The following is a 10,955-nucleotide window of genomic DNA, read 5'->3' as shown; positions in this document are numbered from 1 at the left end:
GTCCCCCCACTCATGGTCAATCCCCCCGACCCTGGCCGCATCGTCCCGCGACTGAATCTGAAGTTTCACTTCGACGCCACGTTCCCCCGCATGTGGCATCACAACGGTCTGGGTTCCACGCAGCTGTGGAACGGGCTCAACATGCTCTTCCCCGAGGGAGAGCGGTTCATCGTGCGCAGCGTCAATCACTACCTTCATGCGCTGGATGACGCGCCGGAGCTGCGCGCGCAGGTGAAGGCGTTCTTCGCCCAGGAGGGCAAGCACGCGCGGGAGCACCAGGACTACATCGAGCTGCTGGAGTCCCAGGGCTACGTCATCTCCGGCTTCATGCGGGCGTATCACCGCATCGTCTGGGGCTTCATCTTCAAGTACTTCCCGCCGGTCCTGCGGCTGTCCATCGCCGCCGCGCTGGAGCACTACACGGCCATCATGGGCGAGAACACGCTGACGCTTGGCGTGTTCGCGGATGGCCACCCGGCCATGCGCGCGCTCATCGAGTGGCACGCCGCCGAGGAGATTGAACACAAGTCCGTGGCCTTCGACGTGCTGCGCAGGGTGGCGCCCGGCTATGCGCTGCGGGTGACGGGGATGTGCGCGGCCGTCATCGCGCTGTTTGGCCTGTGGTTCGCGGCCACCGTGACGCTGCTGCGGCAGGAGCCCGGGCTGGGGTGGACAGGAGTGTGGCGCGAGCTGCGGCGCGCCCACGAGAAGGACCCGGTCCTGGTGCGGGTGGTGTGGCGCGGCCTCAAGGAATACCTGCGGCCCTCCTTCCATCCGTTGGACAACGACAACCTGCACATCGCCCGGGCCCACCTGGCGACGCTTGAAGAGCCCTCCCGCGCGGAGGCCGCCTGAGCCGTTCCGCCGAGCCCACCACGAGGACTTCCGGAAGCACGAGGCGTCCTCGCGGGCGGAGGCTGCTCACGATGTTGACCTCGCCGCGCCTGGCCGTCGCCGCCCTCCTGTCCGTGGCCGTTCCGTCGGGCGCGGAGGCCTTCTGGGTAAAGGACCACCACGCGTTGACCGAGGCCGCCATTGAACGGGCCCTGGCGGCGGGGGGCCCCCGCTCCCTGGCCGCGCACCGGGACGCGGTGCTGCACGGCGCCACCGCCGAGGACCTCAACCTCCACGTGAAGTGGACGGGCTGGCACCACTTCTACCGGCCGGAGGGCGCGCTGGACTCCTCCTTGCGCGCGGGCTCCGACGCGCGCGTGCGGATGCTCTGGGAAGAGGCCCTGGATGCCGCGCGAGGGGGAGATTGGGCGCGGGCGTGGGACAGGGCCGGGCACCTGTCGCATCACATCCAGGACGTGGCCTCGCCGCCGCATGTGGTGCCGGTGAATCATGGCTTCGCGGATGGCTTCGAGGGCTGGGGGCTGCGCGACGTGCTGACGCGGCTGCCTTCCCGCGAGGTCGAGCCGCTGCCGGGGCCCGAGGCACAGCACGCGCTCGCGAGCGAGACGCTGGAGGCGGTGCGCTCCCAGTTCCTGCGCGCGGAGGACGGCGTCGAGCTTCCCTGGAGCACGTTCTGGGTGGAGCCTGATGCCCGGCGTCCGGGTTCCTTCGGTGTCTACGGGAGCGTGGGCAATGCCTTCGGTCAGGCCGAGCCTCGCTGGAAGGACGGCGCGCACCGCGTGGCGCCCGCGACGTACGACGCCTTCATGGCGGACCGGGCCGCCGCGGCGGTGGCGTATACCCAGGCATTCCTGACGTGGGCGGGCGCTCGCTTCGAGGAGGTCGCCGCACCGGACGCACCTGCCTTCACGGCGCGAGGCTTCATCCCGTCGCCGGAGCTGTCGCTGCAGGCGCTGGGCGGCATGGCTCAAGACTCGCGAGGCGGCACCCCCGTCGCGGGACTGCGCGCGGGGCTGCCGTTGCCGCATGCGCTGCGGCTGTCGGTGGAGTGGACGCGGGGCCTGGGGCTGGGGAGCCGTCCGCTACCAGCGGGTGGGTGGAGCCTGTCGGTGTTGTCTCCGCCGCTGTGGGCCTGGCGACCGGCCTATTCCGTGGGCGTGGACGTGCGGGCTTCTCTGGGCGTGGGGTTGTTCTCCCAGGAAGGGGGGACTCGCTTCGGCGTGCCGGTGGGACTGCGCGCGAGTGCGCTGCTCGGCGGGCCGTTCCTCGCGAGCATGGAGCTGCGCTACCAGGGGCTGCGCCCGCTCTCCAGCGAGTGGACCCATGGGTTCGCGTGGACACTCGGCTTCGGTGTCGCACTGGGTGACCGCTGACGCGTGAGATGTCTCGGGAATGAAACGCGAATCGCCGCGTTGTCGCGCGCGTCCCCCCGAGTGCATCACGGCCCCTTGGAGCCGTTGTCATGAAGACTTCGCGAAGGAAGTTCCTGCAGTACTCCGCCGCGGGCGCGTCGCTGCTCGCGCTCGGACCCGAGGCGATGGCCGCGTCGAAGAAGGGCGCGAAGAAGGGCATCCTCATCCTGGGCGGCACGGGGTTTCTGGGCCCCGCCGTGGTGGAGGCCGCGAAAGCGCGGGGCCATTCGCTGACGCTCTTCAACCGCGGCAAGACGCGCCCCGAGCTCTTCCCCGACGTGGAGAAGCTGCGCGGCGACAGAGACCCGGACAAGGACGAGGGACTCAAGGCGCTGAAGGGGCGCAAGTGGGACGCGGTGGTGGACACGTCCGGTTACTACCCGCGCATGGTCCGCGCCTCGGCCGGGCTGCTGGCGCCGAACGTGAAACAGTATGTCTTCATCTCCAGCGTGTCCGCCTACGCCAGCGACAAGACGCCGCGCGAGGACGAGAGCGGTCCCACGGCGACGCTGGCGGACCCCACTGTCGAAAGCATGGGCAAGGACTACGAGTTCTACGGAGGACTCAAGCGCGCCTGCGAGGAGGCCGCCGAGGCCGCGTTCCCGGGACGCGTGGCCAACATCCGTCCCGGTTACATCGTCGGGCCGGATGACCGCTCGGACCGCTTCACGTACTGGCCGGTGCGTTTCGACAAGGGCGGGGAGATGCTCGCGCCCGGGACGCCGAAGGACCCGCTGCAAATCATCGACGTGCGAGACCTGGCCGAGTGGCTGGTGTTGCTCATCGAAGGCCAGGTCAATGGCGTCTTCAACGCGGTGGGCCCCGCGGAGCCGTGGTCCATGGGCGCGATGCTGGACACGTGCCGGCAGGTGACGGGGCGGGACACGAAGGTGACGTGGGTGCCCGCGGAGTTCCTGGAGAAGCAAGGCGAGACGGGCGATGTCCGCCTCCCCATCTACATGCCGCCCGCCGGCACCAGCCTGGGCACGCACCTTCGCAGCAACGCGAAGGCGGTGAAGGCGGGGCTGAAGTTCCGTCCGGTGGACGTCACCGTCCGCGACACGCTGGCGTACTTCAAGGGGCTGCCCGAGGAGCGCCGGAACAAGCCGCGCGCGGGGCTGCCCCCGGAGCGCGAGGCGGAACTGCTGGCGCTGTGGCGCAAGGCCCGGGCTCCAGAAGAAAAGCCGGCCGCGACTCCGGCCCCCGCGGCTTCTGGCAAGGGCGGGTAGCGCCCTTCGTCGAGTGTCCGCACGGGCACTGACTCCCGCACGCTGGACGCACCCCGGGCCGTCGCTCCCGGGGGCGCTAGCGCTTCGTGCGGCCCCTGCTTCATGGTTGCCGAGTTTCCCTACCTGTCACGAGCGCCGCGCAAGCTCCGACGTGTGAGGGGCTCCCACCGTGGCCCCTGTCCGCCTGGACAGCGAGCGGGCCGGGGCGAACTCTGTCCTCGCCCGCGCGACGCACGGTGATAAGGACGGCCCGGCTGTTACCCAGGGCCACACCCAATCCCCATGTCCAGCATGCACTCCCTGCGCGGCGCTCCCGTCCTCTCTGAATTCCGGCTCGCCAAGCTGCTCGCGCAGTGCCGCGAGCAGGTGCCCTCCGTGTCGTCCGTCTACGCGGAGCACGTGCACTTCCTCGACGCCCCGAAGGCCCTCTCCGAGGACGAGCAGGCGATGCTCGGCCGCCTCCTGGAGTACGGCCCGAAGGTGCCCTCGGGCGAGCGTGCGGGCAGCCTGTTGTTGGTGGTGCCCCGCCCGGGGACCATCTCTCCCTGGTCCTCGAAGGCGACGGACATCGTCCAGAACTGCGGCCTGGGCTCCAAGATTCGACGCCTGGAGCGCGGCCTCGCCTACTTCGTGGCCGGCCCCGAAGGCCGCGCGCTGGAGCCCGCGCAGGTGGAGCGCCTGAAGCCGGTGCTGCATGACCGGATGACGCAGGCGGTGCTGGAGCGCGTGGAGGACGCGGCGGTCCTCTTCTCCGAGCACGCGCCCCGTCCCCTCACGACGGTGGACATCCTGGGCGGAGGCCGCGCGGCGCTGGTGACGGCGAACCGCCAGCTGGGCCTGGCGCTGGCGGAGGACGAAATCGACTACCTGGTGGCGCGCTTCCAGGAGCTGAAGCGCAACCCCACCGACGTCGAGTTGATGATGTTCGCGCAGGCCAACAGCGAGCACTGCCGACACAAGATCTTCAACGCGAGCTGGACGCTGGACGGCAAGCCGCAGGAGCGCTCGCTCTTCCAGGCCATCAAGAACACCTACGCCCAGCACAAGGAGGGCGTGCTCTCCGCCTACAAGGACAACGCGGCCGTCATCGCGGGGTTCGAGGTGGACCGCTTCTTCCCGGACGCGGACACGGGCGAGTGGGGGACGGTGCGCGAGCCGGCCCACATCATGGTGAAGGTGGAGACGCACAATCACCCGACGGCGATTTCGCCGTACCCGGGCGCGGCCACGGGCGCGGGCGGAGAGATTCGCGACGAGGGCGCCACCGGACGCGGCGCGAAGCCCAAGGCGGGACTGACGGGCTTCACCGTCAGCCACCTGCGCATCCCCGGCTACGAGCAGCCCTGGGAGCAGCCCTACGGCAAGCCCGACCGCATCGTCTCCGCGCTGGACATCATGATTGACGGTCCGCTGGGCGGGGCCGCCTTCAACAACGAGTTCGGCCGCCCCAACCTGTGCGGCTACTTCCGCAGCTACGAGGCGCAGGTCGCCACGCCCGAGGGCGTGGAGGTGCGCGGCTACCACAAGCCCATCATGATCGCCGGCGGGTTCGGCAACATCCGCGCGCCGCACGTGCAGAAGGGCAAGCTGCAGCCGGGCGACAAGCTCATCGTCCTGGGCGGCCCCTCCATGCTCATTGGCCTGGGCGGTGGCGCGGCGTCCTCCATGGCGCAGGGCGCGAGCGCGGCGGACCTCGACTTCGCCTCCGTGCAGCGCGACAACGCGGAGATGGAGCGGCGCTGCCAGCAGGTCATCGACCAGTGCTGCGCGCTCGGCGAAAAGAACCCCATCCGTTCCATCCACGACGTGGGCGCGGGCGGCCTGTCCAACGCGCTGCCGGAGCTGGCGCACGACAACGAGCTGGGCGGCCGGCTGGAATTGCGCGCGGTGCCCAACGCGGAGCCGGGCATGTCCCCGGTGGAAATCTGGTGCAACGAGGCGCAGGAGCGCTACGTGCTGGGCGTGGCGCCCGAGGACCTGGCGCGCTTCACCGCCTTCTGCGAGCGCGAGCGCGCGCCCTTCTCCGTGCTGGGCGAGGCGACGGAGGCCCAGGTGCTCAAGCTGTCCGACTCGCGCCTGGGCACGCCGCCCATCGACCTGCCGATGGACGTGCTGTTCGGCAAGGCCCCGCGCATGCACCGCGACGCGACGTCGCGGCCCCTGGCGCACGCTCCGCTGGCGCTGCCGGGTGACCTCAAGGCGCTGGCCGAGCGCGTGCTGAGCCACCCCACGGTGGCGGACAAGTCCTTCCTCATCACCATTGGCGACCGCTCGGTGTCGGGCCTGGTGGCCAGGGACCAGATGGTGGGTCCGTGGCAGGTGGCGGTGGCCGACTGCGCGGTGACGCTGTCCACGGTGACGAGCACCACGGGCGAGGCCATGTCCATGGGCGAGCGCACGCCGCTGGCGGTGGTGGACGCGGCGGCCTCCGCGCGGATGGCGGTGGGCGAGGCGCTCACCAACATCGCCGCGGCGCGCATCGACAAGCTCTCCGACGTGAAGCTGTCCGCCAACTGGATGGCGGCGGCGGGCAGCCCCGGCGAGGACGCGCAGTTGTACGCCGCCGTGCACGCGGTGGGCATGGAGCTGTGCCCGGCGCTGGGCCTCACCATCCCCGTGGGCAAGGACTCCATGTCCATGCGCACCGTCTGGGAGGAGGCTGGCGCGCGCAAGGTCGTGACGTCGCCGGTGTCGCTCATCATCTCCGCCTTCGCGCCGGTGCTGGACGTGCGTCAGTCGCTCACGCCGCAGCTGGTGGAGCCAGGCGAGGACACGCGGCTGCTCTTCATCGACCTGGCCAAGGGGCGGCAGCGGCTGGGCGGCTCCATCGCCGCGCAGACGCACGCGCAGGTGGGCCCCGAGGTGCCCGACGTGGAGGACGCCGCGCTCTTGAGCGGCTTCTTCGCGGCGGTGCAGGCGCTCAACGCGGAGGGCCGGTTCCTGGCCTACCACGACCGCTCCGACGGCGGCCTGTGGGCCACGCTGTGCGAGATGGCCTTCGCGGGCCACTGCGGCGTGGACGTGGACGTGGCGGCGCTGGGCGCCGACGCGACGGCGGCCCTCTTCAACGAGGAGCTGGGCGCGGTGGTGCAGGTGCGCTCGGCCGACGTGGCCCGGGTGCGCGAGGTGCTGGGGCAGCACGGCCTCGCGGCGTCCTGCCATGAGCTGGGCCGGCCGACGTCCGCGCTGGAGGTCCGCGTGCGCCACGGCGCCCGGGTGCTGCTGTCCGAGGGCACCATGGACCTGCGCCGCGTGTGGTCTCGCGTCAGCCACGAGCTGCAGAAGCGCCGCGACAACCCCGTGTGCGCGGAGCAGGAGTACGCGGCCAAGTGCGACGCGACGGACCCGGGCCTCACGCCGAAGTTGACGTTCGACGTGGGGCTGGATGTCGCCGCGCCGTTCGTGGCGAAGGGCGCCCGTCCCCGCGTGGCGGTGCTGCGTGAGCAGGGCGTCAACAGCCAGCAGGAGATGGCGGCGGCGTTCACCCGCGCGGGCTTCCTGGCGGTGGACGTTCACATGAGCGACATCCTCGCCGGGCGCGTGTCGCTGAAGGACTTCCACGGCGTGCTGGCCTGCGGTGGCTTCTCCTACGGAGACGTGCTGGGCGCGGGCGGAGGCTGGGCGAAGTCCATCCTCTTCAACCCGCGCGCGCGCGACGAGTTCGCGGGCTTCTTCGCGCGCTCCGACAGCTTCGGCCTGGGCATCTGCAACGGCTGCCAGATGATGTCCGGCTTGAAGGACATCATCCCGGGCGCCGAGCACTTCCCTCGCTTCGTGCGCAACGCCTCCGAGCAGTACGAGGCCCGCCTGGGGACGGTGGAAATCGCTCGCACGCCGTCGCTCTTCTACCAGGGCATGGAGGGCAGCCGGATGCTCATCGCCGTGGCGCACGGCGAGGGGCGCGCGGAGTTCTCCGACGCCGCCGAGGCCGCGCGCATCAACGGGCTGGGCTACATCACCACGCGCTGGGTGGACAACCGGGGCCAGGTGGCGGCGACGTACCCCGCCAACCCCAACGGCTCGCCGCATGGCATCGCGGGCGTCACGACGCGGGATGGGCGCTTCACCGTGACGATGCCGCATCCCGAGCGCGTCCACCGCACGTTGCAGCACTCGTGGCGGCCCCGGGAGTGGACGGGCGACGACGGCCCGTGGATGCGGATGTTCCGCAACGCTCGCGCCTGGCTGGGCTGAGGCGAGCGGACAGCGCCCCGACCTCGAAGATGCTGTCGAGGCCGGGGCGACACGCGCCGCCTACGCGCGGACCAGCTCCAGCGGCTGGCCTTCTTCCACGTGCTTCATCGCCACGGAGTTCATGCAGTAGCGCTGCCCGGTGGGCGGCGGTCCATCCGGGAAGACGTGTCCCAGGTGGCCGTCACAGCGGGCGCAGCGCACCTCGGTGCGAACCATGCCGTGCGAGCGGTCGCTGATCTCCGTCACCGAGTCCGCGCCACTCAACGGCTGGGTGAACGAGGGCCACCCCGTGCCGGACTCGAACTTGGTCCCCGCCTTGAAGAGGGGATTGCCACAGCCGGCGCACACGTAGGTGCCCGGCGTCTTGGTCCCCAGGAAACACCCCGAGCCCGGGCGCTCCGTGCCATGCCTGCGCAGGACGTCGTACTCCTCGGGAGTCAGGCGCTCGCGCCACTGCGCATCGCTGAGGGTGAGCTTGTCGACCATGCCGTCACGCTCCTTTTCCCGGGTCCACGCCCGGGGTTTCTCTTGGATGCCCATCCTGCCCAATCGTCGCGCCCGCTGGCCAACCTGGAATGAGGCCCCCTGTCCGCCCGTCCGCCCTTCCTCCGGGCCCAGGGGCAGGGCGGGCACGACGCCTCCACTGACGCCACGTTAGGGCGTAGCCCATCGTTCACACCCCCATCAGCGGAGGCGCCATGCGGATTTTCGAGCTGATGACGAAGAATGTGGAGACCATCGAGGCCGACGAGTCGCTGCGCGTCGCGGCCCTGCGGATGCGCACGTGCAACATCGGCTCGCTCCCTGTCACCGACGGCGGGCAGTTGGTGGGCATGTTGACGGACCGGGACATCACCGTCCGTTCAACGGCCCTGGGACAGGACCCCAACGAGACGCGGGTGCGCGAGGTCATGACGACCGCGCTCATCACCTGCGAACCGGACGCGACGCTGAGCACCGCCGAGCAGCTCATGGAGGACAAGATGGTGCGGCGGCTCGTCGTCGTGGATGAGGCCCGCCGGCCCCTGGGCATCCTCAGCCTGGATGACCTGGCCACCGTGCCCGCGGAGTTGATGCGCGCGGGCGCGGTGCTGGAGCACCTGCGTCACGCGTAGAAACCCCGAGGGGCGGAAAGCCGGGAGCTCCGGCCCCGCCCCTCGGTTCTTCATCAGGCCTCCGCCGCCGGCCCACACTCGGCCGCGAGCTCCGCGAGCCCCGCGTCCCAGGACACGTCCCGCTGCGAGCCGTCCCGCTTTCGCAGCCTGACGCCGTTCGCCTGCACTTCGCGCCCGCCCACCACCACGAGCCACGGGACGCCCGCCTGGTGCGAGTCCAACACCTTGCGCGACAGCGACTCGCCGCGCGCGTCCACTCGTGCGCGGCAGCCCGCGCGTCGCAGGCTGGCGGCGAAGCGCTCCGCGTAGTCCACCGCCGCCTCACCCACGGGCGCCACCACCACCTGCTCCGGAGCGAGCCACGCGGGCAGCGCGCCCCCGTGGTGCTCCAGCAACACGCCGATGAAGCGCTCCAGGCTGCCCAGCAGCGCGCGGTGAAGCATCACCGGACGGACCTTCGCCCCCGAGGACTCCTGGTAGCGCAGGTCGAAGCGCTCGGGCAGCACGAGGTCGAGTTGAATCGTCCCGCACTGCCACTCGCGTCCCAGCCTGTCCTTCAGCACGAACTCCAGCTTGGGCCCATAGAAGGCGCCCTGACCCGGCTGGAGCTTGCAGTCCAGTCCGGCCTGCTTCGCGGCGGCGGCCAGCCACTCCTCGGCCTGGTCCCATACCTCGTCGCTTCCTACGCGGGACGCGGGCCGGCCGGAGAAGGCGACCTGTACCTCGTCGAAGCCGAAGCTCGCGTAGAACTCCTTCAGGGAGCGCGCGAAGGCCACGACTTCATCCACCACCTGCTCCGGGGCACAGAAGATGTGCCCGTCGTCCTGCGTGAACTGGCGCAGCCGGAACAGGCCATGCAACGCGCCTCCCGGCTCGCTGCGGTGCACCAGCCCGAACTCGCACAGCCGCAGGGGCAAATCCCTGTAGCTGGGCGCCATGCGCTGAACGAGCTCGATGTGGCCCGGGCAGCTCACCGGCTTCAAGGCGAGGTGGCGGTCCCCGTCCTGGAGCAGGAACATGTTCTCGCGGAAGTTCTCCCAGTGGCCGCTGCGCTCCCACAGGGGCTGCGCGTAGACTTGCGGCGTACGGACCTCGAGGTAGCCCTCGCGTTTCATTCGCTGGCGGACGCGCTCCTCCAGCAGTTGGTACAGCTTCCAGCCGCGCGGGTGCCAGAAGACCATTCCCGGTGCCTCTTCCTGCAAGTGGAAGAGGTCCAGGCGATGGCCCAGGGAGCGGTGGTCTTGTTCGTCGAGCATTGCTTCGTCTCCGGATACGGAAGGGTTGAATGCCTTGCCGGACGGAGCACTGAGCGAGTGCACGGCTGCCCCGGCCGAAAAGGCGGGGCGGAAAGCCGTGCGGTCGTCAGCTCACTTCGCGACGCGCACCGCTCCACACCCGCCGTAGCGAGTCGTGGTGCGGGTGGTCGTGGTGACGATGACGAAGCTCACGAAGAGTAAAATGCAGGCGGGCCCGGGAATTGTCAACCGGACCCGCCGGACAACCCCTTGCAAGGGTGTACGCGGCTCAGCAGCTCAGCTTGCCGTTGTAGCAGGCGCAGTACGACTCGACGTCCCCCCGACAGCAGGGTTCGTGCTGCGAGCAGCGCCGGCCCGAGAGCGAGAAGCAGGGCCGGTACGTGCCAGGACAGATGGTGGGGGGGCAGTAGTGGACGACGCCATCACACGTCACGCTCTGGTTGTTCACGTAGCTGCACGTCGTTCCCGTGCAAGAGACCGACGTCCCGCCGTAGCAGGTGGCCGTGCAGGTGACGAGCTCCTGGGAAACGTCCTGGACCTCTTCCGACACGGCTTCACCGGTCGGCGTCGCGAGGTCCGCGCCGCCACAACCCATCAACGAGACACCAAGGACCGCTGCCATCATCACGATTGCGCGCTTCATGGGAATCCTTCCGGGGAGGACTTGCGTCAGACGCCCAGGGTGAGCGTCTTGTGCTTGTTTTCCCATGAATGCCGGGATGGGTGTCGAGCCTCCCCTCGCGCGGAAGTGTCCAGGCGTGGACGCCCTAACCCTCTTCAGGAAAGTCCGGTAAGGCGCAGACCCGCGTGAAGGAAGAAGGCGGCGAGAACATCGTGGCGGTGGCCCAGGCGCACGAATGAAGCGCGTGCCTGGGCGCGCAGCTCGGCGACAGA

Annotated in this window: 8 protein-coding genes; 5 read left to right on the top strand and 3 right to left on the bottom strand. The window is 70.2% G+C overall.

What is annotated here, in order from left to right:
- The 4 genes from HR086_RS39390 to purL all read left to right on the top strand — a co-directional run.
- Positions 1 to 855 (top strand): metal-dependent hydrolase (locus HR086_RS39390; protein WP_254626640.1); only part of this gene is annotated, 855 nt, incomplete at its 5' end.
- 71 nt (positions 856 to 926) lie between these two features.
- Positions 927 to 2,228: a hypothetical protein gene (locus tag HR086_RS39385; RefSeq protein WP_174468182.1), complete on the top strand. Its 1,302-nt coding sequence runs from the start codon at positions 927 to 929 to the stop codon at positions 2,226 to 2,228.
- A gap of 89 nt (positions 2,229 to 2,317) precedes the next feature.
- Entirely contained in the window at positions 2,318 to 3,496 is a 1,179-nt protein-coding gene (locus HR086_RS39380; RefSeq protein WP_174468181.1) for an NAD-dependent epimerase/dehydratase family protein, read from the top strand.
- Positions 3,497 to 3,778: 282 nt separating this feature from the next.
- The gene (purL, locus tag HR086_RS39375) at positions 3,779 to 7,690 is read left to right on the top strand and encodes a phosphoribosylformylglycinamidine synthase (protein ID WP_174468180.1); all 3,912 of its coding nucleotides are present in this window, start codon (positions 3,779 to 3,781) and stop codon (positions 7,688 to 7,690) included.
- A gap of 60 nt (positions 7,691 to 7,750) precedes the next feature.
- Here the strand turns inward: purL and msrB are convergent, their stop codons facing one another.
- On the bottom strand, positions 7,751 to 8,176 hold the full coding sequence (msrB, locus tag HR086_RS39370) for a peptide-methionine (R)-S-oxide reductase MsrB (RefSeq protein ID WP_141648294.1): 426 nt from the start codon (positions 8,174 to 8,176) through the stop codon (positions 7,751 to 7,753).
- Between the two features lie 212 nt (positions 8,177 to 8,388).
- Between msrB and HR086_RS39365 the strand changes: the two genes are divergently transcribed.
- Positions 8,389 to 8,805 carry a CBS domain-containing protein gene (locus HR086_RS39365; protein WP_141648295.1) on the top strand — a complete coding sequence of 139 codons (417 nt, stop codon included), beginning with the start codon at positions 8,389 to 8,391 and terminating at the stop codon, positions 8,803 to 8,805.
- 53 nt (positions 8,806 to 8,858) lie between these two features.
- Here the strand turns inward: HR086_RS39365 and thrS are convergent, their stop codons facing one another.
- On the bottom strand, positions 8,859 to 10,061 hold the full coding sequence (gene thrS, locus HR086_RS39360; RefSeq protein WP_174461736.1) for a threonine--tRNA ligase: 1,203 nt from the start codon (positions 10,059 to 10,061) through the stop codon (positions 8,859 to 8,861).
- Positions 10,062 to 10,329: 268 nt separating this feature from the next.
- On the bottom strand, positions 10,330 to 10,704 hold the full coding sequence (locus HR086_RS39355; protein ID WP_174457277.1) for a hypothetical protein: 375 nt from the start codon (positions 10,702 to 10,704) through the stop codon (positions 10,330 to 10,332).
- Positions 10,705 to 10,955: the final 251 nt, after the last annotated feature.

The sequence above is a fragment of the Myxococcus sp. CA039A genome (assembly GCF_013336645.1).
GTDB classification, from domain to species: Bacteria; Myxococcota; Myxococcia; order Myxococcales; family Myxococcaceae; genus Myxococcus; species Myxococcus llanfairpwllgwyngyllgogerychwyrndrobwllllantysiliogogogochensis.
The sequence above is the reverse complement of the archived record's forward strand: the minus strand, read 5'-3'. Positions and strand labels throughout refer to the sequence as shown.

What these genes read in the sequence shown, in the direction of transcription:
- HR086_RS39380 (WP_174468181.1), top strand. Translation starts at nt 2,318, where the DNA reads ATGAAGACTTCGCGAAGGAAGTTCCTGCAGTACTCCGCCGCGGGCGCG.
- thrS (WP_174461736.1), bottom strand. Translation starts at nt 10,061, where the DNA reads ATGCTCGACGAACAAGACCACCGCTCCCTGGGCCATCGCCTGGACCTC.
- HR086_RS39365 (WP_141648295.1), top strand. Translation starts at nt 8,389, where the DNA reads ATGCGGATTTTCGAGCTGATGACGAAGAATGTGGAGACCATCGAGGCC.
- HR086_RS39355 (WP_174457277.1), bottom strand. Translation starts at nt 10,704, where the DNA reads ATGAAGCGCGCAATCGTGATGATGGCAGCGGTCCTTGGTGTCTCGTTG.
- HR086_RS39385 (WP_174468182.1), top strand. Translation starts at nt 927, where the DNA reads ATGTTGACCTCGCCGCGCCTGGCCGTCGCCGCCCTCCTGTCCGTGGCC.
- purL (WP_174468180.1), top strand. Translation starts at nt 3,779, where the DNA reads ATGTCCAGCATGCACTCCCTGCGCGGCGCTCCCGTCCTCTCTGAATTC.
- msrB (WP_141648294.1), bottom strand. Translation starts at nt 8,176, where the DNA reads ATGGTCGACAAGCTCACCCTCAGCGATGCGCAGTGGCGCGAGCGCCTG.